This window comes from Chitinilyticum aquatile DSM 21506, from assembly GCF_000430805.1.
Classification (GTDB): Bacteria; Pseudomonadota; Gammaproteobacteria; order Burkholderiales; family Chitinibacteraceae; genus Chitinilyticum; species Chitinilyticum aquatile.
The window spans coordinates 111,805-136,196 of the sequence record NZ_AUMS01000011.1 but is presented as its reverse complement, the minus strand read 5'-3'; the positions used below and the strand labels follow the sequence as shown (position 1 = coordinate 136,196).

Sequence of the window (24,392 nt, the reverse complement as noted above, 5' to 3'; positions counted from 1 at the left end):
AGGTCGATGATGTTTCCGAGTGATTGCCAACAAGGAGTTCCCCATGCCCTATATCCACATCCGCCTGGCCGGCGAACTGAGCCGTGAACAGAAAAAGCAGATCGTCGAAGAATTTACGGCCACGATGGAACGGGTCGCCAACAAGCCGCGCGAATATGTGATTGTGAATATCGAGGAGACGAAGGAGGAAAACTGGGGTTGGGGCGGGGTGATGCTGGATGAGGTGGATGGCTGAATTATCTCCTGCACTGTTCTGATTCTGATGGTGTAATAAAAAAGCCAGGTCATTTGTATGACCTAGCTTTGGAATTATTTACTGCATAATAAAGATGGCGATGGTGTTTTACCGCAAGTCAAATGTCATCCACTTGATGGTGTCGGGGTGGTCCGTTTTCAATGCGGCTTCTTTAATGGTTGCCGATTTCTTTGATCCTGTGCTTGAGCATGTTACTTCAAATTTGGCGCTGTCATTGTTGATTTGACATGATGCTTTGGTTATTGAGTCCGCTATTGGGAGGAGATTGCTCAAATCAGTGCCAGTTGGGACAACACAAGAGCCACTGCCTTCTGTGATTTTCGGTAGTGTGCATTGTGTTTTGCCGCTACTGGCATAAACTCGAATGGCAATTTTTGTTATAAAGTAGCTGCCAGATGGCTTATTGTTTGGATTGTCAGGATTTTGCGGGTCTTGTGGATTTGATGGATTATTTGGGTCTTGATTTCCGCTGCTGCCAGGGGGGGTGCCAACGGCTGCAGTGCATGCAATCAAATCCGTTGGTGCGCCGGTGACGGTAGGTGCTGCATTGTTGCAGTCTTTGCCTGTGTAGCCCCACAATAATGGTTTTTTTTCTGGTGAATTGACTGCTTTGTCCGGGCAGCCTGTTTCTGAGCGGCAAATCCAAAGTTTGTCACTATGGCGACGATAGCTTCCTTGTTTATAACATTTGGTATCTTCCCAGTTGGCTACTGTGTCACAGGCATCATTTGGAAGTGGGTCAGCCAACTTTTCTGATTGTTTGGGCTGATACACATCTTGTGCAAGCAGGACATATTGCATTTTTCCTTCGGCGTCAGCCCATTCCAGCATGACTTGTGCCTTGAATCGCAAGGTTGGCGACGCGCTATTCCAAGTGGGTTTCGCAAGATTGTTGTTTTTATCTGCATACTGGATAGTGAGCACGTAATTAGTACGCTGACCTTGCACACTGCCAGTTGCTTTAGCCCCTGCATTACTTTCTGTCAGAGCGACATTGTTCAATTTGGCTGGAGGTTCTTGGCGCAGGCGGGCATAGGTGCGTATTTGATCCATGATGCCATTCGCGAGCGCTGTTGCTTCCTGGCGATCCTGTGCTGCGGCGGTGTTGCGGTGCATGATGGCACTGAAGCGTGCCAGAAACAGTGCAATTAGACCAAGTAATACCACCGCAACTAATATTTCTATCAAGCTGAAGCCGGAGTAGGGCTTTTTCATTAAGATCTCCTGCATGGTTTTGCATCGCTGGAATCGATTGTTTTTACAATGGCTTGGATTCCAAGTATATTTCCTTTTTGTTGCATATGACGGGGCATTAAAAGTCAATCCAGTTCCCAGATGTCGCGTCCAGTTTGGGGCCGCCCGGGGGCGACGGAAAACTGTATTCCTTGTAAAAAAGAGCCAGCGAGCTATTCCCTGCATGGGTCGTGCGGCTTTGCTCGGCATCATTCTTGCCATTGGCGATTGGGAAACCACCTGCATCGTTGATAATTGTTCCTGGCGCGGCCGCATCAAGATAACCCTCGACGATCAACTTTCCTGTCACGGTGCCAGATCCTTGTGGATTGAAATTGTTCATGTAAATCATGCCAGTGGCTGTGAAGCTGCCGCTGACGGTGCCATTGATGATAACCACGGCTGGGCCTCCTGAAATGGTACAATTACTGATATCACCATTGATCCAGTAATAGTTGTCCTTTTCAACATCGATTGTTCCGGTGGGGCAGCCTGCCAGAATATTCGTTGCCGGCAGAGAGGCTTTCAGCTCGGCCTTGCTCATGCCTCCGAAGAATGATTCAAATAGCTTGTTTTTCAGGCCAGGCTCTTTTTGTGGTTCACATCCTGAGCCCCCATTTTTGTTTGCCTTGCAAAAATAATGTCCTGCACCTTCTTGGCTGTAACTGTCACCATATGCAACCGCGCATTGAGGCAAGCCGCTTCCCGGGGTCGGCTCTTTGGCGGCAATCGCAGTTCGGTTATCGTAGTATTGTCCGATAGTCAGAGCTGAGCTGCTGACGCCCAAGGTGCCTTTGAGCAAGGTTACCCGGCGAACGACAGCACGAGGTAGAAGAGTGTCCTTGGAATCTTTTTCAGCCTTGCAGTCATCTTCGCCCATACAGCCTTCTGCGCGGATGTAAAGACGGTTTCCTGCAATGTGCCCTTGGACTCGCCAAGATGAACCTTGCTGTATTCCCAAAGCAGTCAGGGTATCTTTGCTGTCAATTGGCGCATGGTATCCTGTGTCGGGAATTACAAATTTATCTGCCTTGAAGGTTTTACGATCAGAACCGGTTTCCCCCGCACGGTATTCTTTTACAAAGTCATAAGGAAAGTTGCCGTCTCCAGGAATGCAACTTGTCGCACCTGCTGGAGTGGATTCCTTCTCTAGAATTTTCCCTGGCTTGGGGTTGTTGGGATCATCCTGAATGGATTTTTGAATCGATTCCATATCGTCCTGAATTTGGCGAAGAAACTGGCTTGCGCCTTCTTCTGCGGCTTGCTGGGCGATGCTGAGCTGGTAGTTACCTGCTGTATTGCGCTGTACTTGTACAGCGCCGCGGCTGGAGTAAAAAACAGCAGTCGTAGCTATTAGTGCGATCAGGATGGTAATCAGTAGTGCGGCAACCCCACGCTGCTTTTTCTGGATATAAACTGATGCTGACAAGGCGGAAGCCGTAGTCGAATTAGTCATCACGACTCCGAGTAATTAGGGTTGAATGAATGGGCGGTTTCGCAGTTGAATCAGCTCTTGCGCGTTGACTGCGTTGCCATTGGCGGCAACGCCATTGAGCTTGAAGATTATGCTATCCGCCACACGCCCATCAGTCAGTAGTGTATCGATAATGTGAAAACTTGCGCTGGTGATTTTTAGGCCATCCGGTGCACTGATGGGCTCCCATTCCCAACCTGCGGAGTTTGGGTAACAACCAGTTATTGCGCCGGCCGGAGTAGATGGCTGCAAAGCTGCCGCTTTGGTCAAAATCTGTACAGTATCGCCACTGACGCACAATCCGCGAACTTCGTTGTTTGCAAGTGTGACAGTGCCATCGCCTGGCGGGGTCAGGGCTGTTGATGGTGCCGCGCGGTCATAGCGGAAAATTACCGAAGTGTGACCGCTGTTGCCTGTTCCGCCAAAAAACCAGATTTTGCGGAAAGTTCTGCTATCGTCGCTTTCGACGTCGATGTCCGCGTTGTAACCCGCGCGGCGCAATTCTTGTGCGACGGTTTGAACAATGGCTTGCAGGTTGTTTACTGCATTGGCATTGCCTGCGGTATTTTTACTGTCTTTTAAACTGCCAAGACCAATGCTGGCCGCAACGCTCAGTAGTAATAGTCCGACTGCAACTGCGACCATCAGCTCAATGAGCGTCATTCCTTTTTGTGATGCACCGCTGTTAACAATTAGGCACATTGGCTTATTTTCCCGAATAAGGTTTTTCCGGATGGAATGCAGCTTGTCACTACACCGGTTGGGCTGATGCGCAATGTTAGTTGGTATTTTCCGGACTCCAGAGTGATTTCTTCGAAAGATTTTCCTGCCGTTGGTTTTCCTGTTCTGAAGACAACCAGCGAGTCGTTGCTAGGAAATTCGGTCTGATCAAGATAACTGCTAGCATTGATCAGTTTGATCCCGGGGTAGGCAGAGCCTCCCTGCATGCTGCGCAAATCACACTCATTACCTGGTGTGCAAGTGTTGCTGGTTGATATCATTAGATACCAGTTGTCCATGTTCGCATTTTGGGTCCGGATGAATGTTGATTTTCCCAATTTCCGGCTTTCTCCTTTGCCCAGAGCCAGCATTGTAGTGATTTCTTTTCCTGCGTTTTCAAGGCGGGTGCGATTATGCCAGTCGGTAAAGCTTGGGATGGCGATAGCGAGAATGATGCCGAGAACTGCAATTGTGACAAACAGTTCAATAAGCGTGAAACCTTTTGTTTTTTTCATTAGGTACTAGTCCCTTTTACCAGCAACCTGTGGTGGCGGTAACGCCAGCAGAGTTTTTTGAGCTTCGCTCCGCATTACCATTGTTGACTTTGAGTATCAATTGCTGACACTGCTTGTCCGAAGCCTGCTTTCCTTTGGCGGATGCTATCAGCTCATAGGATGCGCTTGTTGCACTGTTCTTTGTGATAGTGAGATCGTAATAGCCTTCACTGCTAACTAGCGTTGCTACCGTGTCAGAGGATGAATCCAGATTCAGTCCCTGCTTGCCAAAATTCTCGCTGTACGTTGTGTTGTTGGCTCGCCATCTTTCTTGCGCCTGTTGCACTGCTGAAATGGCTGCATGCGCATCACTGCGTCGACTGCGCTTGATGTATTCCTGATACGAAGGAATGGCGATTGCCGCCAGGATGCCGATGATGGCAATCACGATCATCAATTCAATCAGGGTAAAGCCTTGCTGGCGGGGTGTCTGCTTCATCATCGATTCCTGATGTTCTGTGTAATTTTTACTGTGAGTCCGATGGTATAGGGTGTACGCCCTAGGTGGCAACGTGGCAGCATGGTGCACGGAAGAGCGGCACTGGCGTGCCGACAAACGGTAGCCGCCCGTCAGATATGTGGTGAATTTGGCTTGAATTGCCACTTCAGTCGTGAGTGCGGATTTGGTCTTGCTGGCCGGCCGGCTTATAATCAGCGGCCTGATTTCACCGGCTCCTGCCAGTGTTCGTGCGGTGTCGCGCGATGCGCTGGAGCGGGATGTGTCCACCCCTTGCGGATTTCACCATGCGTACCAGCCAGCTTTACCTCTCCACCCTGAAAGAAGCGCCTTCCGAGGCCGAACTTCTGTCGCACAAACTCATGCTCAGAGCCGGGCTGATCAAGAAGCTGGGCTCCGGCCTGTACACCTGGATGCCGCTGGGCTTGCGCGTGTTGCGCAAGGTCGAGGCGGTGGTGCGCGAGGAAATGAACAAGGCTGGCGCGCAGGAGTTGCTGATGCCGGCGGTGCAGCCGGCCGAGCTGTGGCAGGAAACCGGCCGTTGGGCGGTCTTCGGTCCGCAGATGCTGAAGATCAAGGATCGTCACGAACGCGATTTCTGCTTCGGCCCGACCCATGAAGAAGTCATCACCGACATTGCGCGCAGCGAATTGCGCAGCTACAAGCAGCTGCCGGTGAATTTCTACCAGATCCAGACCAAGTTCCGCGACGAAATCCGCCCGCGTTTTGGCGTGATGCGCGCGCGTGAATTCGTGATGAAGGACGCGTATTCCTTCCACGCGAATTTCGAGTCGCTGCAAGCCACTTACGACGTGATGTACAAGACATACTCCAGTGTGTTTACGCGTCTGGGCCTGAAATTCCGCGCCGTAGCGGCCGATACGGGGGCGATTGGCGGTTCTGGTTCGCACGAGTTCCATGTACTGGCCGATGCCGGCGAAGATTTGCTGGCCTACTGCCCGGATTCCGAATACGCCGCCAACGTCGAGCTGGCCGATGCACTGGCGCCAGCCACAGCGCGTGGGGCTGCTTCCGAGGCGATGCGTGATGTCGATACGCCGAAACAGACGCTGTGCGAAGACGTCGCCAAGCTGCTGGGCGTGGGTATCGAGAAAACGGTAAAGGCCTGCGCGCTGATGACGGTGGATGGCCAGTTCGTGCTGGCATTGCTGCGCGGCGATCACAACCTCAACGAAGTGAAAGTCAGCAAGCTCGACGGCCTGGGCGACTTCCGCTTTGCCACGGATGAAGAAATCCGCAACCATCTGAACTGCCCGCCGGGGTTCATCGGCCCGGTTGGCGTGGCCGCGAATGTCAAGGTAATTGCGGATCGCACCGTCGCTGCCATGAGTGATTTCGTCTGCGGCGCCAACAAGCCGAAATTCCACCTGGCAGGGGTGAACTTCGGGCGCGATCTGCCGGAGCCGACCATCATTGCCGACATCCGCAATGTGGTCGCCGGTGATCCGTCGCCGGATGGCAAGGGCAAGCTGGAATTGTGCCGTGGTATCGAAGTCGGTCATATCTTCCAGCTGCGCACCAAGTATTCCGAAGCGATGAACTGCGTGTTCGTGAATGAAAACAACCAGCAGCAGGTCATGGAAATGGGCTGCTACGGCATTGGTGTGTCGCGTATTGTCGGTGCGGCCATCGAGCAGAACTACGACGAGCGCGGCATCATCTGGACGAAGGGCCTGGCGCCGTTCAGTGTGGCGATTGTCGGCGTCGGTTATCACAAGAGCGATGCAGTGAAAGTGGCCGCCGATCAGCTGTATACGCAATTGCAGGCGGCCGGCGTCGAAGTCCTGCTGGATGATCGTAATGAGCGCCCGGGCGTGATGTTTGCCGATATGGAACTCATCGGCATTCCGCACCGCGTCACGATCGGTGACAAGGGGCTGGCGGACGGCGTGGTCGAGTATGTCGCACGCGCCGGTGGCGACGTGCAGAAGCTGCCGCTTGCCGAGATCGCGGCCTTTGTGCAGCAGCAGCTGGCCTGAGCATCGTGGCGAAAACCGGCGTGGTGCCGGTTTTTGCCTTCCGATGAGAAGACTGGGTATGGGGTTGGGAGGCAGGTAGTCAGATGGTGATGCGGCGATACATTAGCGGGGTATGTCTGCTGGCAGTCTTGCTGGCTGGCGGGGCACAGGCGGGTGCGCAGCGTGAAGAGGCGCTGGCCGATACGGTGCGCACGGCCATGCAGCGTTCGATTTCCGACCGTATCGAGCCGAAGCTGGTGTTCGACAACCCGGCGGTGGGCGAAGCATGGATTGCCGAAATGAGCGAGCGCCTTGGCCGCCTGCCGCGTTTCAAGGACGACACGGACGGCTTCCTGCGCCGCAAGCTGCTGACCGCCATTCAGTACGAGGCCACTCGCGCCGGCCTTGATCCGCAACTGGTGCTGGGCCTCATTCATGTCGAAAGCGGCTTCAACCGCTATGCCGTCAGCGTGGTCGGCGCGCGAGGGCTGATGCAGGTGATGCCGTTCTGGCAGCGCGCGATCGGCACGCCGGATCAGAATCTGTTCGATCTCAACACCAATCTGCGCTATGGCTGCACCATCCTGCGCCACTATCTGGATATTGAAAAGGGTGATCTGTTCCGGGCTCTTGGCCGCTACAACGGCAGCCTTGGCAAGGCGGAATACCCGAATCTGGTGTATGGCGCATGGAAGCGTCATTTTGACTGGGCGCCGCCGCCGGGAAATCTCGCGCAGCGCTAGGCAGCTGCAGCCTGATACCCAGAACAAAAATGCCCCGACATTCTGTGCGGGGCATTTTTTAACCGGGTATCTTATTGTGGCCATTTAAAACAAAGGGCTGTGAGGCCATACACCTGGTGTTATATCAGCAGTGCATCGCCCTTGATCTGGATGCGGCCACTGATCATCTGCACCTTGCCCTGTTCGATCCAGGCATTGAGCTGCTTGTTGACGCTTTCGCGACTGGCGCCGACCAGATTGGCGATTTCCTGCTGGGTGAATTTCAGGTCGATTTCGATCCAGCCGTTCACTTCGCTGCCGCTCTGCTCGGCGAGCGTGCGCAGGCATTTGCCAAGGCGCTGCGGCAGGGGCAGGAACAGCGTGTCCTGCACCATCTCGTCGGCATTGCGCAGGCGCTGGCACAGGGCGGCGATCAGCTGGCGCATCACCTTCGGATGATGTTCCAGATACTGCATCACCGCGTCGCGGCGCAGCACGAGCAGCTCGCAGTTTTCCAGCGTTTCGATGCTGGCCGAGCGCGGGCCGCCGTCCAGCATGGCGACTTCGCCGAAAACGTCGCCGGCCTCCAGCAGGCTCAGCGTGATTTCGCGGCCGTCCTCGTTGCAGCGGAATACACGCAGCCGGCCGCGCAGCAGTGCATACATCTCGTGGCCGACTGCCCCCTGCTTCAGGATGATCTGGCGGGCGTTGACCTGGCACAGTTCGGCGTGTTCCGCCAGCGAGCGCAGCTCCTCGTCGTTCAGTTCGCAGAACAGGGTACTGCCGGATAAGAGACGTGCTTTGTCCATGGGTGTGACCTGATTCACAGAATGACAGCATTCTGCCGCAAAATCACCGGGCGGTATATGCGGGCTGAATCGTACGGGCAATATGCTGTCAGCTGAAGCTGGCAATCACCGGCGTATGGTCTGACGGGCGCTCGTGCCGGCGCGGCTCGACATCGATCCGGCAGCCCGTGCAGCGGCTGGCGAGTGCGCTGGTGGCCAGAATGTGGTCGATGCGCAAGCCGGCATTCTTCTTGAAGGAAAAGCCGCGGTAATCCCACCAGCTGAAGGATTTTTCCGCCTGCTCGAACTGGCGAAACACATCGGCAAAGCCCTGGTCTAGCAGGCGCTGGAAAGCCGCACGCTCGGGAGGAGACACCAGCAGCGGATCGGTCCACTTCGCGTGTACATCGCGGTCTTCCGGGGCGATGTTGTAGTCGCCCAGCAGCGCCAGCTGCGGAAAGCGCTGCTGCTCGCCGGCGAGCCAGCGGGTGAGCGCATCCAGCCAGGAAAGCTTGTACTGGTATTTGTCCGAATCCAGTGCCTGGCCGTTCGGGATATAGGCGCAGACAAGGCGTACGCCATCAAGCGTTGCACTGATCACGCGCTTCTGTTCATCCGCAAAGCCGGGGATGTTGACCGTCACTTCCTCGAGTTCGCCGCGGGCAATGATGGCGACACCGTTGTAGGTTTTCTGCCCGGCAAACACGACCTGATAGCCTGCGGCCTCGATCTCGTCTTTCGGAAAGACGGGGTCGTCCATCTTGGTTTCCTGCAGGCACAGTGCGCTGATACCGGGGTTGCTGGCGAGCCAGTCCAGTACCTGCGGCAGGCGTACTTTCAGCGAATTGACGTTCCAGGTGGCAAGTTGCATTGGTGTTGTTATTCAGTGGTTGGTGCGTGCGCAGCATACCGGAAAACGACCGGGCTGGTCTGGCCCGCGGTGGTGCACGCCGCGGCATGGATGGCTGTACGGGGGGTTACTGACGGTAGCCTGCCGTACCCAGCGCGGCCGCCCAGGTGGTGCTGTCCCAGGGCTGAACCACCGTGCTGCCGATCTGCAGGACGGGCGGGCGGGTCTGCATGCTGCCGGTGACATTGAAAAACTCGATGGTCAGCTTTTCGGAGGCGGCAAAATTCTTCACATCGTATGGCACCTTGCGGCGGTCGAGCAGTGCCAGCGCCTCTTCGCAAGGCTGGCCGCAGCCCGGCGCAATCCAGAGTGTCACCCGTGCCTTGTCGCTCGCGCTGCCTGCACTGGCGCTGGCTGGCTGGCTGGCGGTTTCCACCACATTGCTGCGGATTTTGCGCTGGCGCACGGTTTCGCCCTGGGGGGGCTGATCGGTGTAATGCACGCGGCCTTCGGCATCGCGCCACTGATAAACCGTGGCGGCGGCGGGAAGCATTGCCGCGCCGGCAAGGACTGTGGCAAGCAGGTAAGAAAAGCGGGACATGGCCGGGGCTGCCTGAGAATCAGTATTCTCTTAATTTACAGCGCCCCCCCGATTCTGCAAGAGGCTTGCGATTGCACGAAACTTGTTTGCAATGAAAGATTTAGCGTGAGGCGGCTCTGGTTTGCAGCCGGACGGTTATCCCATCTACGGTCAGCAACAATTCCCAGTCCTGCCTCTGCTGCTCGCACACCGGGAGGGCCGAGCGGGTTTGCCAGTGCCCGGGCACGGTTTGCTGCAGCTGGTAGCGGTTGGGGCCCATCTCCATGCCGGTCATCTGCCAGGAGGCGACAACCTGGTTGGCCTTGCCCTCCAGTTGCAGCAGAAAGAGGCTGCCCGGCCGCAATTCGCCGTCAATGCTGGCGCGGTAATCCGCGTCATTGATGCGAAAGTGGCAGCCGGCCCGCAGATCTGCACACGGGAGGGTCAGCGGCGTGGCTGTTTCCCCGGCGAGCATTTGCCGGATTTTTCCGGCATTGAACCAGAGTGCTGGCAACAGCAGCACTGGCAGCAGCCAGAGGGCACGGCGGGCGAGGGGGACTTTTTTCATTGCCAGCCATCGCGCAGGGTGGCGATGCCCTGTGCGCCGTGTGCTTTGGCAGTAGACAGCAGTTCCGGCCGCATACCGCCCAGTGCATAGACCGGCAGCGACCAGCCCGGCGCCATGCAGGCATCGAAACCTTCCCAGCCCAGCGGCGGCTCGCCCGGATGGCTGGCCGTAGCAGCAACATGTCCCAGCAGCGCGTAATCGAGCCCCAGTGCCTGCGCGGCAGCGAGCTCAATGGTGTTGTGGGTCGATGCGCCCACCCAGTCAAGCCCGGCCGGGCGTGCAGTCAGGGCATGCATTTGCGCGGCGCTCAGGTGAACGCCGTCAGCACCCAGTTCTTGTGCCAGTGCGATATCCCGATGCAGCAGCACCTTGCAGCCGGCAGGGCGGGTTAGCGCCAGCACATCGGTCGCAAGTGCCCGGTAATCGCTGGCAGCCAGTTGCGGCTCGCGCAGGATCAGCCAGCGCAGGCCGGCAGCCAGACGGCGTTCCAGCGCCGGCAGAAAGGCCGCCTCCAGTTCTGCCGCGTTGGAGAGAACCAGATGTTCCGGCATGGCCAGCCCGCGCAGCAGCGGGCCATTGGCAGGCAGGATGGGGGAGACGGTGAGGGCTCCCGTGGCCTGCCAGGCAAATTGCTGGCCTTCCTTCGGGTGCGGCGTGCCCTCCCAGCCGGTGACGCGGAAGAAATGCAGCTCGACATGTGCGTGCGGATAGACGAAACGCTGTACCAGCCACGGCGTGGCCGCAGTCACGGTAATGCCCATTTCCTCGTGCAGCTCGCGACAGAGCGCGTCATGCGGCGTTTCGCCATCTTCCAGCTTGCCGCCGGGGAATTCCCAGTACCCGGCGTAGGCCTTGCCGGCCGGGCGGCTTGCCAGCAGGAACTGCCCGTCGCGCAGCAGGATGCCGGCGGCGACGCGGGTAATGCGGGGATGAAGGAGCTGGCTCATGGTGGTCTGCATGCACGCAACAAAAGCGCGATTGTAGCGCATGCGTGCTTGCAGTTCGCCGATCCGGCCCTATCTGCCCGTAACATAGGCCTGGATCGCCGTTTCGCGCCGCCATCAACCCGGCGGCAGAAAATCAGCGGCTTTTTCAGGTTATTTTTCCGGCCAGGCCGGAACGACGGGCCAGGGCCATACCACCCACATTCACGGGATCGCCATGCTGTCTTTTCTGAAACGCACACTGGGTCTGGCTGCCGGCACGGCAAGACCAGCCCTGCAGCTTGACGATGCCCTGTGGCATCACGCGAGTTCGACGCCGCTGTTTCGCGGGTTGAATCATGATGAACTGCTGCGCTTGCGGCGGATTGCCGATCATTTTCTGGCGACCAAGGTGATTACCCCGCTCGACGGCCTGCAGCCTGACGCTCCGGGGCTGGCGCGGCTGGCCGCGCAGGCCGCGCTGCCGATTCTCAATCTGGGGCACGATGCCTATGACGACTGGAAAGAGGTGGTGCTCTATCCCGGCCAGTTTCGCGGGCGCTTGCGTGTGGCCGATCCGGTCGGCGTCGTACACGAGTACGAGGAAACCTACTCCGGCATGGCGCATCAGGGTGGGGCGCTGGTGCTGTCCTGGCAGGATGCGCAGCAGTCCGGCGAACTGGACGCGTGGAATGTGGTGATCCACGAACTCGCGCACAAGCTCGACATGCGCAGCGGCTATCCGAATGGCAATCCGCCGCTGCATGCCGGCATGGATGCCAGCCGCTGGCAGCAGGTTTTCAGCCAGGCGTACACGCACCTGCAGCAGCGCGCCGATCTGGGGCATTACACCAGCATCGACCCGTATGCCGCCGAGTCGCCCGCCGAGTGCTTTGCCGTTTTCAGCGAGTATTTCTTTGAGTGGCCGCATACGCTCAAGCGCGAATATCCGGCGGTGTACGAGCAACTGCAGCTGTTCTACCGGCAGGATCCCGCTGCACGCCTGCCCGATATCCGCTATCGTGCGCTGCCTGACGATATGGAGAAAGCGGAGAACATGCTGTGGTGGTAGCCGGTTTATTGCAGGAGGGAGCCAGTGATGAGGCGCTGGCGCTGGCCGCGCGTTTTGCCCTGCCGCTGTGGCCGGTCTGGCCGGACGATGCACCCTGTGCGCTGGCCTGGGACGGCGGGCGGCTGACCTTGCGGCAGCGCGGTGAAAAAGGCGTGGTCTGCGTCGATTTTGCCGGCGGCGCAGCCGCACACCGGCGCAAATTCGGGGGCGGTGCCGGCCAGCCGGTGGCGCGCGCCGTCGGTGTAAAGGGCGAGCAGCGCCCTGCCGTGCTCGATGTGACTGCCGGGCAGGGGCGGGATGCCTTTGTGCTCGCCAGCCTGGGCTGCACGGTGACGCTGGTCGAGCGCAACCCGGTCGCAGCCGCCTTGCTGGCCGACGGCCTGGCGCGTGCTGCTGCCAGTGATGATCCCGCGGTGCAGACGATTGCCGCACGCATGACACTTCAGCATGCCGACGCGCTCGGTTTTCTGCTGCAGGCGCAAGTCGCCGGCCAGAAGTGGGATGTGGTCTTTGTCGACCCGATGTTCCCCGAGCCGGACAAGCGCGCGAAGGCCAAGAAGGAAATGGCGGCTTTCCAGACACTGATCGGTGGTGATGCCGATGCGGACGCCCTGCTGGCCCCGGCCAGAGCCGTTGCCGGCAAGCGGGTGGTGGTCAAGCGCCCGAAACTTGCGCCGTTTCTTGCGGGCGAAAAACCCAATTTCCAGTTTCCGGGCGAAAGTACCCGCTTCGACGGTTATTTGCCAGTCGCTCGGGTATAACCCTGAAGCCATTGTTTTGTAATGGCTGTGGCTGTATACCCATTGTCATGGAGTGCGCATGCTGAGCAGCACCGATGATCTGCAACTACTGGTGGCGGTGGTCGAGGCCGGCAGCTTCCGGCTGGCTGCAGACCGGCTGGGCCTGGACAGCTCGGTGGTCAGCCGCGGCATCAAGCGCCTGGAAAGCCGGCTTGATACCATTCTGCTGCACCGTACCACCCGCCGGCTGGCGCTCACGACGGAAGGGCAGCTCTTCTATGAGCAGGCGTCCCGGATTCTGGCCGATCTTGCCGCTGCCGAAGACAGCCTGCGTGCGCAGCACCGCAACCCGCAGGGCGTACTGCGCGTGGATGCGGCTACCCCCTTCATCCTGCACCGTCTGGTGCCGCTGATCGGCGAATTCCGCCGCCGCTATCCCGGCATCGAGCTGCATCTGGAAAGCTCGGAAGGCTTCATCAACCTGCTCGAACGGCAGGTCGATGTCGCAATCCGCATAGGCCAGTTGCCCGACTCCAGCCTGCACGCCCAGCTGCTTGGCCACTCGCGCGTGCGGATTCTCGCCGCGCCGGCCTATCTGGCCCGCTGCGGCGTGCCGGCGACGCCGGAGGCACTGGCCGGGCATGCCATCCTCGGCTTTCTCGGTGCCGATGTCCTGAATGAATGGCCGCTGTTCTGGCAGGGTGATGTGCGTTACGCGGTGCAGCCTGCCTTGCGGGCGAGCAGTGGCGAAACCCTGCGCCAGCTGGCGCTGGCCGGGGAGGGGCTGGTCTGCCTCTCGGATTTCATGACGCGCGATGACCAGCAGGCGGGCCGCCTGCAGGAAGTGCTGGCTGACTGCAACAGCGGCTTGCGCCGGCCCGTCAATGCTGTGTTCTATTCCGATTCTGCCCGCAATCCGCGTCTGCGTGTCTGGCTTGATTTCTTGCGCGAGCAGTTTGCCGGTGGCACTGAACTCTGAGCCACCGGCACGGCATCAGGCGGTTGCCTGCGGGTAATCGGTGAGGCCGCTGGCGCCGCCGCCGAACAGGGTGGCCGGATTGTGTTCCGCCAGAGGCAGGCCGGCACGCAGTCGTGCCGGCAGGTCGGGATTGGCGACAAAGGGACGGCCAAAGCCGATCAGGTCAGCCCAGCCTTCCTCTAGCGCCTGTGCGGCACGTTCGGCCGTGTATTTGCCGGCGTAGATGATTGCGTTGGGGAATGCGCGGCGCAGCGCCTGCCGGAAGGAGGCGGGCATGGGCGGGGCGTCGTCCCAGTCGGCTTCGGCAATGTGGAGATAGGCAATGCCCAGCTCGCCCAGCATGGCGGCGGCGGCCGTATAGGTTTCCTCGGGATTGGCGTCGACCGTGCCGTTCAGCGTGGTCAGCGGCGCCAGGCGCACGCCGACACGTTCGGCGCCGATGGCATCGGCAACGGCGCTGGTGACTTCATGCAGGAAACGCAGGCGGTTTTCCAGGCAGCCGCCATACTCGTCATCACGCGCGTTCGATTCCGAATCGAGAAACTGATTGATCAGATAGCCGTTGGCGCCGTGCAGTTCGATGCCGTCAAAACCGGCGGCCATGGCATTGCGCGCGGCCTGCGCGTACTCGGCAATGATCGCGCGGATTTCCGCCTTGTCCAGGGCGCGTGGTTCGGCCGTTTCGACAAAACCCGCTTCGCCGTCACGCTCGACAAACACGCGCACGCCATTGGCGCGGATGGCGCTGGCGGAAACCGGTTGCATGCCGCCCAGATTGTCCGGATGGCTGACGCGGCCGACGTGCCAGAGCTGCGCGAAAATGACGCCGCCGGCTGCATGCACGGCGTCGGTGCTCAGCCGCCAGCCGGCAATCTGGGCCGGGCTGTAGATACCCGGCGTCCACGCATAGCCCTTGCCGAGCGGAGAAATCTGCGTGCCTTCGCTGATGATGAGGCCGGCGCTGGCGCGCTGGGCGTAGTACTCGGCCATAAGTGCATTGGCGATGTCACCAGGCTGGCTGGCGCGCGAGCGGGTCATCGGCGGCATCACGATGCGGTTGGCAAGCGTGGCAGGGCCGAGCTTGAAGGAGGAAAAAAGGTCTGGATGGCTCATGTGCTGCTCCGGCTGGATGTCATGCCTGCAGTGTAATGCGCCGGATTGTTGGGAAAAATGCCGGTATCGGCATTGGACTGATGCTCTTCATGCATTAATCGGGCCAGCCGGTCGGGCATCTGGTGTGAGCTGGCTTGATGGTATTGCGCTGCAGCCATTGCAGATAAATGGCTGCAGGCCTATGGGGTGTCGGGTTTAGTTGCGGGCGTCCAGCAGCGGTACTTCGCCAGTACGGTCAAATGGCACGCCACCCGGCACCAGCGGCAGGTAAAGCGTGCCGCTGGCACGATAGCGCAGCGGCTCGTTGCCGGCCAGCAGCCTGTTCAGCGTTTTCAGCGTGCTGGCCAGATTGGTCGTCACCCTGACCTTGACGACCGTGTCCGACAGCGCCTTCAGCGTGACCTTTTCATTGCTCAGCCCTTCGGCAAAGGGCTTGCCGTTGAGCTCGACCTTGGTCTGCAGGCCTTCCAGCGGGATGGAGAAGCTGTTGGGGTTGCTGACCCGCAGTTGCAGCTCGAAGCGCTGCTCCAGCAGGCCGAGTTCTTCCAGTCGCACGCCGGCCAGATTTACCTGCGGTTTCTGGAAGGGGCCGGTATGGGTCGAGCACGCGGTCAGCAGGGCCAGGGTGGCAAGCAGCGCCGGCAGCAGCCAGCGCAGGAGGTTCTTCATGGGGGAGTGCATGGCGGTTCTCATGGGGCAGCGTGTCCTTCCTGTTCGCAGGCGGTAAGGTGGGCGGCGATCTCGCCCTCGATCGGCAGTGCGCCGCGCCGTGCCGGGTGCAGCACCGCAAAGGTGATTTCGGCGCTGGCGATGGTCTTGCCGTTGTCCCGGCGGCGGATGGTCTGGGCGATGCGGCCAACCCGGGCTTCAAGACCGGCCAGCCGTGTTTCGATCACCAGCTCGTCGCCCATGGTGGCCGGCCGCAGGTAGTCGATCGCGACCCGGCTGACCACCAGCGCGTAATCATGTTGCATGAACCAGGCCAGGCTGCCGGCGTCTTCCAGGAAATTCCAGCGCGCCTCTTCTAGGAATTCCAGATAACGCGCATTATTGACGTGGCCGTACAGATCGAGATGGAATCCCCGGACCTTGAGGGTAGTGAAATGGCTCATTCGGTGCACCCCGCAGGGTCGCCAGCATGGAAAGCCGACATCTTAGCTTTGAAATTCCCGCCAGTGTTGGACATAATCCCGCGAATGCAAATCGAACAGACACGCCCCAATGGACTGGCATAACCCGCGGCACTGGCAGCACCACGTGCACCTCGAGTGGAAGCACGGGCGGCGTTTTCGCAATTATCTGCTGGGTTTCCTCGCGGTGGTGCTGCTGGTCGGCATCGTTCCCTACTTCCTGTCCTTCGATATCCTGAAGACGTTTCTGGCCGACAGCATCAGTGCCGATACCGGCCGCACCCTGCGCATCGATGGCCGCGCGCGTGCCGTGCTGCTGCCGCGTCCCGCCATCCTGCTGGAGCAGGTGTCTCTGAGCGAGCCGCACAAACCCGGTGAATCGTTTGCACTGGCTGATTCGCTCACTGCCCGCCTGGATTTCTGGTCCCTGCTGCGCGGCCGGCCCAAGCTGCGCGAGCTGGACATCAATCGCCCGGAGCTGCGCATCGTGCGCGCCAGTGACGGCAGTTTCAATTTCGACGACCTCTTGCGTGTGCAGGGCTCGGGAATCCGCGTGGCGCTTGATGCCGTGCATTTCGAGGACATGCGCGTGCGCCTGTCCGATGAATTCTTCGCGCACACCCTCTATTCCAATTCGCTCGATGTCAGCCTGGAAAACCTGTCCGACCCCAAGAACGGGCAGCTCGGCATCCATGGCGAGGTCGAGATCGGTGCCGATGAGAAGAACCGCAGCTGGCATGGCCAGCTGAGCGCAACGGCAGCTATGCGCTATTCGGAAAAGGAGCGTCGCCTGCGCATTGCGAATCTGCAGGTGGATGTCACGCAGGAAGGCGAAAGCGCCCCGTCCCTGCAACTGAAGAATGCCAAGGTGGCGGTGCTGGGCAATCTGGACTTCAGCTGGAACCCGATGCGCTTCATCGGTGGCGACCTGAAGGTCACATCATCGGGCATGCGTGCCGACCAGAACTGGTACAGCACCATGGATGTGCCGGAAATCCGTTTCTCCGATGGCATGCTGGCGCTGCACCGCATCAAGCTGGCCGTCAACATGAACAGCCCCTCGGGCAAGCTGGCCGCCGGGCTTGAGGTACCGACGCTTGCCGGCACGCAGCAGGGCATCCTGCGCACCGATGCCGCGAGCATCCAGGTCGAGCTGTCCAGTCCGCAGCAGCATCTGGCGCTCAATTTCAGCAGTCCGCTGGAAGTGCACCAGAATTCGCAGATCCGCTTGCCGGAATATCGCCTGCAGGGCAATTACACCAACCGCAGCCTGCCGCGCGGTGCCATCGCGCTGAACCTGCAGGGCACGGGCTTTCTTGATCTGCGCAATGAAACGCTGGGTGTGGAAAACACCGGCTCGCTTGATAGTTCGCCGTTTTCGGCCAAGGTCAGCATCGAAAACTTCGTCAACCCGGCCTATGTGGTCGACATGAATCTGGCCCGGCTTGACCTGACGCCCTATCTGCCGGCCGTCACTGAAGGTGCCAAGGAAGTCGATCAGGATCGCCCCTTTGATTTCTGGTGGCTTGACCGCATGAATGCGACCGGTTCGGTCCGCATCGGCGAGCTGGTGCTGCAGAAAATGCACATCAACGAACTGTCTTTCCGCCTCTCGGCGCAGAACCGCAAGCTGGTGCTCGATCCGCTGTCGGCCGACCTCTACGGCGGGCGCCTCTCGGGGCGGCTGGAGCTCGATACGAACAAGCCGGAAGCGTCGATCCGCGTGCAGCAGCGCCTCACTCGCATGGATGTCAATGCCCTGCTTGCCGATTTGCTCGATACGCGTCGCTTTGAAGGTTTCGGCTCCTTCGAGCTGGATGTGGCTGCGGTGGGTGACCGCATGAGCGATTTCCGCCGCACGGCAGGTGGCAATGTCCGTATTGCCCTCTCGAAAGGCGCGGTGCGCGGCGTCGATTTCCTGGCTGCATTGCGGGTGATCAACCAGCAGATCAAGGTGCTCAACGGGCAGGAAGTGAAGCTGGCCGATCTGAATGCCTCGACGAACTTTACCGAGCTGAAGGCCGACTTCATGCTCAAGCACGGCGTGGCGACCAATACGGACATGCGGGTTGATGCCGGCGTGTTTGCGCTCAAGGGCAGCGGCGTGGTCGATTTTGCCGCCGGCGAAATGGATTACACCATCGACGCCAGCCCCAATGCGCGCGTGCCCGAACTGGCCGGCCTGCAGGGGCTCACCGTGCCGATTCATGTTCTGGGGCCGATCAGCGCTCCGCGCTACGAAGTCGATTACGCCAGCCTGCGCGAACAGGTGGAAAAACGCCAGGCCAGCGCCCCGCAGAAGCCAGCCCAGGCGAAGCCCGCCAGCAGTCCGGCCCGACCCGCAGCCCGTCCGGCGAAATAAGATGGCGCCGTTCAGCGAACGCCTGCTGGCCTGGCATGCCAGCCACGGCCGCCACGACCTGCCCTGGCAGGTGAGTGACCCCTACCGCGTGTGGCTGTCGGAAATCATGCTGCAGCAGACGCAGGTGATCACCGTCATTCCGTATTACCAGCGCTTTCTGGAACGCTTCCCCGATATCGCCTGCCTGGCCGCTGCCCCGGTGGACGACGTGCTGGCACTGTGGAGCGGGCTGGGCTACTACACCCGCGCACGCAACCTGCACAAGGCCGCGCAGGCGGTGATTGAACGCCATGGCGGGGCATTCCCGCGCAGCCCCGCCGCAATCAGCGAGCTGCCCGGCATTGGTGCCTCGACTGCCGCCGCGATTGCCGCCTTCAGCTTCAACACCCGCGCAGCGATTCTCGATGGCAACGTCAAGCGCGTGCTGGCACGCTGGGCCGGCATCGACGGGCTGGTGGCGCAGAAGGCTATCGAGAAGCAGCTGTGGGCGCTGGCCGAATCGCTGCTGCCCGATGGCCCCGACATGCCAGCCTACACGCAGGCGCAGATGGATCTGGGCGCCACCGTCTGCACGCCGAAAAAACCGGCCTGCCTCGCCTGCCCGCTGCAGGACGATTGCGTGGCAAAGCGCGATGGCCGGCAACTTGAGCTGCCGACGCCGAAACCGAAGAAAACCATCCCGGCCAAGTCCACCGTCATGCTGCTGATTCGCGATGGCGCTGGCCGCATCCTGTTGCAGCAGCGCCCGCCCACCGGGATCTGGGGCGGGCTGTGGTGTCTGCCGGAGGTACCGAGTACGCTTGATGCTGAAGCCGTTGCCCGCGAGCAGCTCGGTTGCGAGATCGTGCTCGATGAAACCGGTGAGGAATTCATCCACGTCTTCAGCCATTACCGCCTTACCATCACCCCGCAATACGCCACCTTGCTGCGCGAAATCCCGCAGGCACGCGATGCCGGGCTGCAGTGGTTTGCGGTGAACGACGCGCTCACCGCCGGTATCCCCAAGCCGCTGCGCAGTCTGCTGGAAGGCCATTGACCATGTTCATCCGGCAGGCGACTTCTGCTGATGCTCCGGCGCTGTTTGCTGTCTTTCATTCCGCCGTGCACGAGGTCTGCTGCCGCGACTACACGCCCGCGCAATGCGCGGCATGGGCGCCGGCGGAATTGAACGCACCGGACTGGCATTCGCGCATTCTGGCGCTGCAGCCGCTGGTGGTCGAGGTGGCTGGCGAGGTGGTGGCCTTCGCTGATGTGCAGGGCGACGGCCTGATTGACTGCTTCTACGTGCATGGCCGGCAGCAGGGGCGCGGTTATGGGGGTATGTTGCTGCAGGCTTTGCTGGAAAAGGCTTATGAAATGGAACTGGCCAGTGTATATGGCGAGATCAGCCTCACGGCGCAGCCCTTTTTTCTGCGCCACGGTTTTGTGATCGAACGTCGGCAGCGCGTGCCGTGCCGCGGACAGTGGTTCGACAACGCCCGCATGCGGCGGATGTGTGGCGAGCTTTCCCGTGGCTGAATTGCGCTCGCTGGTGATTGTTCTGGGCGATCAGCTCGACCTTGATGCAGCGGCCTTTGACGGTTTCGACCCCGCACAGGATGTGGTCTGGATGGCCGAGGTGGCAGAAGAGTCGTGCCATGTGTGGTCGGCCAAGCCGCGCACGGCGCTGTTCCTTGCCGCCATGCGGCATTTTGCACAAGCGCTGGTGGAAGCCGGCCGCCCCGTGCACTACACGCGGCTTGATGCCGCTGATAATGCCGGCACCCTGGCGGCCCAGTTGCAGGCAGACCTGCAGCGGCTCAAGCCGGCGGCACTCATCATGACGGCGCCGGGGGACTGGCGCGTGCTGAAGGCCATCAGGGCGGTGGCCGCAGCAAATGATTTACCGCTGGAGGTGCGCGAAGATCGCCATTTTCTGGTGTCGGTGCGCGACTTTGCCGCCCATGCGGCAGGGCGCAAATCGCTGCGCATGGAATATTTCTACCGCGAGCAGCGCAAGCGCCACGGCATCTTGATGCGCGGCGAGGGCGCCGCTGCCGAGCCGCTGGGTGGCCAGTGGAATTTTGACAGCGAAAATCGCGCGGCATTTGCCGCCGCCGGGCCGGGCTTTCTGCCGCCGCGCACCGTGTTTGCGCCGGATGCGCTGACCCGCGAGGTGATCGCGCTGGTGAACGAACGCTTTGCCACGCACCCGGGCCGGCTCGACAGCTTTGCCTGGCCAGTCACGCGCGAGCAGGCGCTGCAGGCTCTGCAGGCCTTCATTGACGAGCGCCTGCCGCTGTTCGGGCATTATCAGGATGCCATGTGGCCGGGCGAGCCCTGGCTCTACCATGCGCACATTTCCGCGGCGCTCAACCTGAAGCTGCTGAATCCGCGCGAGGTGCTGGCCGCCGCCGAACGGGCGTATCACGAAGGGCGGGCGCCGCTGGCGAGCGTCGAGGGCTTCGTGCGCCAGATTCTGGGCTGGCGCGAATATGTGCGTGGCATCTACTGGACCCGGATGCCCGACTATGCCGAGGGCAACGCACTCGATGCCCGCCACGATCTGCCGGCGTGGTACTGGACTGGCGAAACAGACATGGCCTGCCTGCGCGACGCGCTGCAGCAGACACTGGCCCATGGTTACGCCCACCACATCCAGCGGCTGATGGTCACCGGTCTTTATGCGCTGCTGCTGGGCGTGGTGCCGCAGCAGGTCCATGCCTGGTATCTGGCGGTGTATGTCGATGCGGTGGAGTGGGTCGAGCTGCCCAATACCCTCGGCATGAGCCAGTACGCCGATGGCGGCCTGATGGCCAGCAAGCCCTATGTGGCCAGCGGCAAGTACATCCAGCGCATGAGCCCGTATTGCGAGCGTTGCCCCTATGATCCCGCCGAACGCACCGGCGCGCGTGCCTGCCCCTTCACGACCCTCTACTGGGATTTCCTGCTGAGGCATGAAGCCCTGCTGGGCGGCAATCCGCGCATGGCGCTGCAGGTGAAAAATCTGGCGCGGCTGGACGACGCCGAGAAAGCGGCGATCCGCGCGCGCGCCGCCGCGATCCGCCGCAACGAGGTTGGGCAGTGCCGGAGCGGCTGATGTTGGTCGCTGGGGGCCGGGGTAGCTGCCTGCTGCAAGCAGGTGGGGTATACATCTTAACGTATTGGCTTTTAGCCATTTTAATGAAATGGCTGTGGTGATATACCCTGCGTTATTCGAATTTATGCTGCCCGTCGATGTCGCAGGCAGCAATCACGGCTAGGATTTCTGCTCGGCCATTGCATCCTGCCAGTATTTGATGTTGCTCTCGGTGATCGAGTGGTATTCGCTGAGGATGGCGTTGAGCGCGTCGTCCTCGATGGCCTGCAGATTGCTGCACTGGAAGGCCAGCCGGTCGCGCAGCGCCTTCAGGCGCAGGTGGATGGTGTTGTGGCGCATCCAGTATTCCTCGATGTTGAGAAAGCTGCTGACGCCACCGAGAAAAGTCATCACGGCCCCGAGTACCAGCGCGATGTTCTTGGCGTACGGCGCCAGCCCTGCCACATCCAGCCCGAGCACGATGGTCGAAATCGCGGCGAGTGCCAGCAGCGAAAAGCGCAGCGCGTAGGTCGTGCGCTTGAGGCGCTTGCTTTTCAGCGAGGCGCCGCGCTCGAACTGGTTGATGCGCGCCAGCAGAAAGCGCACGCGGCTGTCGGGGTGATGCTCTTCGATGTGCTGCAGCAGGTCGTTTTCCATGACGGCTGTTCCGCTTGACTGATCCGCGCATCATACCGTTGGACGCGCCGTGCATTGAACCGACCGATCCGAAAGTGCCGCTTTCTGCACACGCACCGGTCAGTGCCGTGATTTCCCGGCAGCGGTCTGCCCCTTGTCACACTCCCGCGTTACAATCAGGTTTTTCCGCCGCCCGATCTGGAGCCTGTCATGCCCGTAAATGTTCCTTCGCTTGATTCGCTGACCCTGCACCCTGTTGCCGGGGTCGAACTTGGCATTGCATCGGCCGGCATCAAGAAGCCGGGTCGCCGCGATGTGCTGGTGATGCGTCTTTCTGAAGGCAGCCGTGCGGCGGGTGTGTTCACGCAGAACAAATTCTGTGCCGCGCCGGTGCGCATCTGCCAGGCGCATCTGGCCGACCGTTCCGACATGCGCGCGCTGGTGGTCAACACCGGCAACGCCAATGCTGGCACTGGCCTGGATGGCTACGAGCGTGCCAAATCGGTGTGCTATGCGCTGGCCGAGCAGCTGCAGATCGCGCCGGGCCAGGTGCTGCCGTTTTCCACCGGCGTGATTCTGGAGCCGCTGCCGGCCGACAAGATCATCGCCGCGCTGCCCGCTGCGGTTGCCGACCTCAAGCCGACCAACTGGGCGGATGCCGCCAATGCCATCATGACCACCGACATTGTTCCCAAGGCCGCGTCGAAGCAGGTCGTGCTGGGCGGCAAGACCGTGACGCTGACCGGCATCAGCAAGGGCAGCGGCATGATCCACCCGAACATGGCGACGATGCTGGGCTATCTGGCGACCGACGCCGCGGTGGCACAACCGGTGCTCGATTACCTGCTGAAGTGGGCGACGGATCGCTCCTTCAACTGCATTTCGGTGGATGGCGATACCTCGACCAACGACAGCTACATCCTGATTGCCACCGGCCAGGCCGGCAATGCGGAAATCGACTCGGAAAACCACCCCGATTTCGCCGCGCTGCGCGATGCCGTACTGGAAATCAGCCAGCAACTGGCGCAGTACATCGTGCGTGACGGCGAGGGTGCGACCAAGTTCATCTCCATTCACGTCGAAGGCGGTCGCGACTGGGACGAATGCAAGGCTGTGGGCTACGCCATTGCCAGGTCGCCGCTGATCAAGACCGCGATGTTTGCCTCTGACCCGAATCTGGGTCGCATTCTGTGTGCGATCGGCTACTCGCCGGTCGATCTGGATGTGAACACGCTTGAAGTCTGGCTGGGCGACGTACTCGTCGCCGAACACGGCGGCCGCGCCGCCAGCTACACCGAGGAACAGGGCCAGCGCGTGATGAACGAGCCGGAAATTGCGGTGACAGTGAAGCTGAACCGCGGCGACGTGGCGGCGACGGTCTGGACCTGCGATTTCAGCTACGACTATGTGAAGATCAACGCCGACTATCGTAGCTAAGCTTATGCTTGCTGGCCAGGCCTCTGACGCTAGGGCTGATGCAGCGGTTCTGCTGCTGCTTTTTCCCATGCTGCATGCCTTTCCCGGGGATGTTCGAGCTGCGTTGCTGGCGGAAGGGGGCTGGCATTCGGCCAGAGCAGGCGAATTGCTCTGGCAGGAAGGCGATGCGATCACCGGCCTGCTGTTGCTAAGCAGTGGCGTCGTGCGGGCAACCGCCAATGCCGACGATGGCCCGCGCGCCTATCTGTACGGCCATATGGCTGCCGGCGCGGTTGCAGGATTGCATGTCCTGTTTTCCGAGCCGGTCGCGCAGGTCAATCTGGTGGTGCAGGAAGACTGCCGCTATCTCGCCTTGCCACTGACGGCGTTGCGCCGCGCACTGGACGCGCATCCCTCAGCCTGGGAGGCGGTGGCGCGCGAACTGGCGCAGGGTGTCTACCATCTGGTCAATTCACTCAATCTGCTGGGGCAGAGCAATGGCTATCAACGCCTGCGCCGGCTGCTGGTGCGGCTGGACCGGCGCGCACGCAATTCGCACGACATCAGCGGGGTTGCGCTCAGCCAGCAGGAGCTGGCGGCGCGCATCGGCCTGTCGCGCGAGATGGTCAACCGCATGCTGGGAGAATTGCGCAGCGGCGGCTACCTGACCCAGGACGAGCGCGGGCGTTTTCTCATCCTCAAACCGCTGCCGCACGCGTTCTGAGCGCGTGTGCGAAACCGCACACGCTATTAAGCTTTTTCTTTCATGCGCTTAGCATGGG

26 protein-coding genes are annotated in these 24,392 nt (G+C 60.4%); 12 read left to right on the top strand and 14 right to left on the bottom strand.

Going from position 1 to position 24,392, the window contains the following annotated elements; translation table 11 throughout:
- The first annotated feature begins 43 nt into the window (after window positions 1-43).
- The gene (locus H559_RS0108765) at window positions 44-235 is read left to right on the top strand and encodes a tautomerase family protein (protein ID WP_028452397.1); all 192 of its coding nucleotides are present in this window, start codon (window positions 44-46) and stop codon (window positions 233-235) included.
- A 108-nt stretch (window positions 236-343) separates the two neighbouring features.
- Here the strand turns inward: H559_RS0108765 and H559_RS22185 are convergent, their stop codons facing one another.
- The 5 genes from H559_RS22185 to H559_RS23145 all read right to left on the bottom strand — a co-directional run bounded on the left by H559_RS22185 (window position 344) and on the right by H559_RS23145 (window position 4,676).
- Window positions 344-1,471, bottom strand: a complete 1,128-nt coding sequence (locus H559_RS22185) for a prepilin-type N-terminal cleavage/methylation domain-containing protein (protein ID WP_162143313.1) — start codon at window positions 1,469-1,471, stop codon at window positions 344-346.
- 97 nt (window positions 1,472-1,568) lie between these two features.
- Entirely contained in the window at window positions 1,569-2,945 is a 1,377-nt protein-coding gene (locus H559_RS22915; protein WP_162143312.1) for a hypothetical protein, read from the bottom strand.
- A gap of 15 nt (window positions 2,946-2,960) precedes the next feature.
- Window positions 2,961-3,665 (bottom strand): PilW family protein, encoded by a 705-nt coding sequence (locus H559_RS0108740; protein ID WP_028452394.1) that lies wholly within the window; start codon window positions 3,663-3,665, stop codon window positions 2,961-2,963.
- Window positions 3,656-4,198 (bottom strand): pilus assembly FimT family protein, encoded by a 543-nt coding sequence (locus tag H559_RS22180; RefSeq protein WP_081412955.1) that lies wholly within the window; start codon window positions 4,196-4,198, stop codon window positions 3,656-3,658. Before H559_RS22180 ends, H559_RS0108740 begins: the two co-directional genes overlap by 10 nt.
- 16 nt (window positions 4,199-4,214) lie before the next feature.
- Window positions 4,215-4,676, bottom strand: coding sequence for a type IV pilin protein (locus tag H559_RS23145; RefSeq protein ID WP_034640432.1), 462 nt, complete (start codon window positions 4,674-4,676; stop codon window positions 4,215-4,217).
- A 305-nt stretch (window positions 4,677-4,981) separates the two neighbouring features.
- Between H559_RS23145 and H559_RS0108730 the strand changes: the two genes are divergently transcribed.
- Window positions 4,982-6,694, top strand: coding sequence for a proline--tRNA ligase (locus H559_RS0108730; protein ID WP_028452393.1), 1,713 nt, complete (start codon window positions 4,982-4,984; stop codon window positions 6,692-6,694).
- A gap of 89 nt (window positions 6,695-6,783) precedes the next feature.
- A complete protein-coding gene (locus H559_RS0108725) occupies window positions 6,784-7,416 on the top strand; it encodes a lytic transglycosylase domain-containing protein (protein WP_028452392.1) in 633 nt (210 codons plus the stop codon).
- Window positions 7,417-7,535: 119 nt separating this feature from the next.
- Here H559_RS0108725 and H559_RS0108720 read toward each other — a convergent pair whose 3' ends face one another.
- The 5 genes from H559_RS0108720 to H559_RS0108700 all read right to left on the bottom strand — a co-directional run bounded on the left by H559_RS0108720 (window position 7,536) and on the right by H559_RS0108700 (window position 11,128).
- Window positions 7,536-8,204, bottom strand: coding sequence for a Crp/Fnr family transcriptional regulator (locus tag H559_RS0108720; RefSeq protein ID WP_028452391.1), 669 nt, complete (start codon window positions 8,202-8,204; stop codon window positions 7,536-7,538).
- Window positions 8,205-8,292: 88 nt separating this feature from the next.
- Complete coding sequence (xth, locus tag H559_RS0108715) at window positions 8,293-9,054, bottom strand: exodeoxyribonuclease III (protein WP_028452390.1); 762 nt, start codon at window positions 9,052-9,054, stop codon at window positions 8,293-8,295.
- 106 nt (window positions 9,055-9,160) lie between these two features.
- Window positions 9,161-9,634, bottom strand: a complete 474-nt coding sequence (locus H559_RS19605) for a DUF4124 domain-containing protein (RefSeq protein WP_051279155.1) — start codon at window positions 9,632-9,634, stop codon at window positions 9,161-9,163.
- 100 nt (window positions 9,635-9,734) lie between these two features.
- Entirely contained in the window at window positions 9,735-10,181 is a 447-nt protein-coding gene (locus tag H559_RS21645) for a hypothetical protein (protein WP_051279153.1), read from the bottom strand.
- Window positions 10,178-11,128, bottom strand: a complete 951-nt coding sequence (locus H559_RS0108700) for a Nudix family hydrolase (RefSeq protein WP_028452389.1) — start codon at window positions 11,126-11,128, stop codon at window positions 10,178-10,180. The genes H559_RS21645 and H559_RS0108700 overlap by 4 nt, the downstream gene beginning before the upstream one ends.
- Before the next feature lie 214 nt (window positions 11,129-11,342).
- On the opposite strand from H559_RS0108700, the gene H559_RS19595 reads away from it, so the two are divergent.
- The 3 genes from H559_RS19595 to H559_RS0108685 are packed head-to-tail and all read left to right on the top strand — an operon-like array spanning window position 11,343 to window position 13,895.
- Entirely contained in the window at window positions 11,343-12,176 is an 834-nt protein-coding gene (locus H559_RS19595) for a M90 family metallopeptidase (RefSeq protein ID WP_051279149.1), read from the top strand.
- Entirely contained in the window at window positions 12,170-12,937 is a 768-nt protein-coding gene (locus H559_RS0108690; RefSeq protein WP_245579353.1) for a class I SAM-dependent methyltransferase, read from the top strand. The genes H559_RS19595 and H559_RS0108690 overlap by 7 nt, the downstream gene beginning before the upstream one ends.
- A gap of 58 nt (window positions 12,938-12,995) precedes the next feature.
- Complete coding sequence (locus H559_RS0108685; protein WP_028452387.1) at window positions 12,996-13,895, top strand: LysR substrate-binding domain-containing protein; 900 nt, start codon at window positions 12,996-12,998, stop codon at window positions 13,893-13,895.
- 15 nt (window positions 13,896-13,910) lie between these two features.
- Here H559_RS0108685 and H559_RS0108680 read toward each other — a convergent pair whose 3' ends face one another.
- The 3 genes from H559_RS0108680 to H559_RS0108665 all read right to left on the bottom strand — a co-directional run bounded on the left by H559_RS0108680 (window position 13,911) and on the right by H559_RS0108665 (window position 16,120).
- The gene (locus H559_RS0108680; protein ID WP_028452386.1) at window positions 13,911-15,008 is read right to left on the bottom strand and encodes an alkene reductase; all 1,098 of its coding nucleotides are present in this window, start codon (window positions 15,006-15,008) and stop codon (window positions 13,911-13,913) included.
- 195 nt (window positions 15,009-15,203) lie between these two features.
- Window positions 15,204-15,689 (bottom strand): LEA/WHy family protein, encoded by a 486-nt coding sequence (locus H559_RS19590; protein WP_162143310.1) that lies wholly within the window; start codon window positions 15,687-15,689, stop codon window positions 15,204-15,206.
- An 8-nt stretch (window positions 15,690-15,697) separates the two neighbouring features.
- On the bottom strand, window positions 15,698-16,120 hold the full coding sequence (locus H559_RS0108665; protein WP_028452385.1) for an acyl-CoA thioesterase: 423 nt from the start codon (window positions 16,118-16,120) through the stop codon (window positions 15,698-15,700).
- A 109-nt stretch (window positions 16,121-16,229) separates the two neighbouring features.
- Between H559_RS0108665 and H559_RS0108660 the strand changes: the two genes are divergently transcribed.
- From H559_RS0108660 to H559_RS0108645, 4 genes are read left to right on the top strand one after another with little or no spacing between them, the layout of a single operon-like run.
- Complete coding sequence (locus H559_RS0108660; RefSeq protein WP_028452384.1) at window positions 16,230-18,500, top strand: AsmA family protein; 2,271 nt, start codon at window positions 16,230-16,232, stop codon at window positions 18,498-18,500.
- A gap of 1 nt (window position 18,501) precedes the next feature.
- The gene (mutY, locus tag H559_RS0108655; protein WP_028452383.1) at window positions 18,502-19,536 is read left to right on the top strand and encodes an A/G-specific adenine glycosylase; all 1,035 of its coding nucleotides are present in this window, start codon (window positions 18,502-18,504) and stop codon (window positions 19,534-19,536) included.
- Window positions 19,537-19,538: 2 nt separating this feature from the next.
- Window positions 19,539-20,018: a GNAT family N-acetyltransferase gene (locus H559_RS0108650; RefSeq protein ID WP_028452382.1), complete on the top strand. Its 480-nt coding sequence runs from the start codon at window positions 19,539-19,541 to the stop codon at window positions 20,016-20,018.
- Window positions 20,011-21,579, top strand: a complete 1,569-nt coding sequence (locus H559_RS0108645; RefSeq protein WP_028452381.1) for a cryptochrome/photolyase family protein — start codon at window positions 20,011-20,013, stop codon at window positions 21,577-21,579. Before H559_RS0108650 ends, H559_RS0108645 begins: the two co-directional genes overlap by 8 nt.
- Before the next feature lie 159 nt (window positions 21,580-21,738).
- On the opposite strand, the gene H559_RS0108640 is transcribed toward H559_RS0108645, so the two are convergent.
- Window positions 21,739-22,215 carry a DUF4231 domain-containing protein gene (locus tag H559_RS0108640; protein ID WP_028452380.1) on the bottom strand — a complete coding sequence of 159 codons (477 nt, stop codon included), beginning with the start codon at window positions 22,213-22,215 and terminating at the stop codon, window positions 21,739-21,741.
- Between the two features lie 189 nt (window positions 22,216-22,404).
- Here H559_RS0108640 and argJ point away from each other — a divergent pair, with 189 nt between their 5' ends.
- Both argJ and H559_RS21640 read left to right on the top strand, forming a co-directional pair.
- A complete protein-coding gene (gene argJ, locus H559_RS0108635; RefSeq protein ID WP_028452379.1) occupies window positions 22,405-23,631 on the top strand; it encodes a bifunctional glutamate N-acetyltransferase/amino-acid acetyltransferase ArgJ in 1,227 nt (408 codons plus the stop codon).
- A gap of 67 nt (window positions 23,632-23,698) precedes the next feature.
- Complete coding sequence (locus tag H559_RS21640) at window positions 23,699-24,334, top strand: Crp/Fnr family transcriptional regulator (RefSeq protein WP_162143309.1); 636 nt, start codon at window positions 23,699-23,701, stop codon at window positions 24,332-24,334.
- Window positions 24,335-24,392 lie beyond the last annotated feature (58 nt).

Coding starts and splice junctions, on each gene's coding strand:
- H559_RS0108720 (WP_028452391.1), bottom strand. CDS start 8,204: ATGGACAAAGCACGTCTCTTATCCGGCAGTACCCTGTTCTGCGAACTG.
- H559_RS0108660 (WP_028452384.1), top strand. CDS start 16,230: ATGGACTGGCATAACCCGCGGCACTGGCAGCACCACGTGCACCTCGAG.
- xth (WP_028452390.1), bottom strand. CDS start 9,054: ATGCAACTTGCCACCTGGAACGTCAATTCGCTGAAAGTACGCCTGCCG.
- H559_RS19605 (WP_051279155.1), bottom strand. CDS start 9,634: ATGTCCCGCTTTTCTTACCTGCTTGCCACAGTCCTTGCCGGCGCGGCA.
- H559_RS0108650 (WP_028452382.1), top strand. CDS start 19,539: ATGTTCATCCGGCAGGCGACTTCTGCTGATGCTCCGGCGCTGTTTGCT.
- H559_RS0108640 (WP_028452380.1), bottom strand. CDS start 22,215: ATGGAAAACGACCTGCTGCAGCACATCGAAGAGCATCACCCCGACAGC.
- mutY (WP_028452383.1), top strand. CDS start 18,502: ATGGCGCCGTTCAGCGAACGCCTGCTGGCCTGGCATGCCAGCCACGGC.
- H559_RS0108765 (WP_028452397.1), top strand. CDS start 44: ATGCCCTATATCCACATCCGCCTGGCCGGCGAACTGAGCCGTGAACAG.
- H559_RS0108680 (WP_028452386.1), bottom strand. CDS start 15,008: ATGAGCCATCCAGACCTTTTTTCCTCCTTCAAGCTCGGCCCTGCCACG.
- H559_RS22915 (WP_162143312.1), bottom strand. CDS start 2,945: ATGACTAATTCGACTACGGCTTCCGCCTTGTCAGCATCAGTTTATATC.
- H559_RS22180 (WP_081412955.1), bottom strand. CDS start 4,198: ATGAAAAAAACAAAAGGTTTCACGCTTATTGAACTGTTTGTCACAATT.
- H559_RS0108685 (WP_028452387.1), top strand. CDS start 12,996: ATGCTGAGCAGCACCGATGATCTGCAACTACTGGTGGCGGTGGTCGAG.
- H559_RS0108740 (WP_028452394.1), bottom strand. CDS start 3,665: ATGTGCCTAATTGTTAACAGCGGTGCATCACAAAAAGGAATGACGCTC.
- H559_RS19590 (WP_162143310.1), bottom strand. CDS start 15,689: ATGCACTCCCCCATGAAGAACCTCCTGCGCTGGCTGCTGCCGGCGCTG.
- H559_RS0108665 (WP_028452385.1), bottom strand. CDS start 16,120: ATGAGCCATTTCACTACCCTCAAGGTCCGGGGATTCCATCTCGATCTG.
- H559_RS0108700 (WP_028452389.1), bottom strand. CDS start 11,128: ATGAGCCAGCTCCTTCATCCCCGCATTACCCGCGTCGCCGCCGGCATC.
- H559_RS21645 (WP_051279153.1), bottom strand. CDS start 10,181: ATGAAAAAAGTCCCCCTCGCCCGCCGTGCCCTCTGGCTGCTGCCAGTG.
- H559_RS23145 (WP_034640432.1), bottom strand. CDS start 4,676: ATGAAGCAGACACCCCGCCAGCAAGGCTTTACCCTGATTGAATTGATG.
- H559_RS21640 (WP_162143309.1), top strand. CDS start 23,699: ATGCTGCATGCCTTTCCCGGGGATGTTCGAGCTGCGTTGCTGGCGGAA.
- H559_RS0108730 (WP_028452393.1), top strand. CDS start 4,982: ATGCGTACCAGCCAGCTTTACCTCTCCACCCTGAAAGAAGCGCCTTCC.
- H559_RS22185 (WP_162143313.1), bottom strand. CDS start 1,471: ATGAAAAAGCCCTACTCCGGCTTCAGCTTGATAGAAATATTAGTTGCG.
- H559_RS19595 (WP_051279149.1), top strand. CDS start 11,343: ATGCTGTCTTTTCTGAAACGCACACTGGGTCTGGCTGCCGGCACGGCA.
- H559_RS0108725 (WP_028452392.1), top strand. CDS start 6,784: ATGCGGCGATACATTAGCGGGGTATGTCTGCTGGCAGTCTTGCTGGCT.
- argJ (WP_028452379.1), top strand. CDS start 22,405: ATGCCCGTAAATGTTCCTTCGCTTGATTCGCTGACCCTGCACCCTGTT.